1 protein-coding gene is annotated in these 309 nt (G+C 63.4%); it reads left to right on the forward strand.

Annotated features, from left to right (window positions below; genetic code table 11):
• Positions 1–309 (forward strand): B12-binding domain-containing protein (locus tag DY926_RS15745; RefSeq protein WP_148707825.1); only part of this gene is annotated, 309 nt, incomplete at both ends.

Consider the following 309-nt stretch of genomic DNA (forward strand, 5'->3'; position numbering starts at 1 on the left):
TCTTTGCCGACCGCAAGGCCGCCGATGCGGTCAAGAAGGCCCGCGCCGAGACCGCGACCGAACGCCTGAAGGACCGCATTGTCGATGGCGACCGCAAGGGGCTGGAAGATGACCTTGCGGAAGCGATGAAAGAGATGTCGCCGCTCGACATCATCAACACCGTGCTGCTTGATGGCATGAAAGTGGTGGGCGAACTGTTTGGCGCGGGCAAGATGCAGTTGCCCTTCGTGCTCCAGTCCGCCGAGACGATGAAGACCGCCGTGGCATGGCTCGAGCCGCACATGGAACGGACCGAGGGGCAGACGCGCG

This window comes from Komagataeibacter melaceti (genome assembly GCF_003403295.1).
Classification (GTDB): Bacteria; Pseudomonadota; Alphaproteobacteria; order Acetobacterales; family Acetobacteraceae; genus Komagataeibacter; species Komagataeibacter melaceti.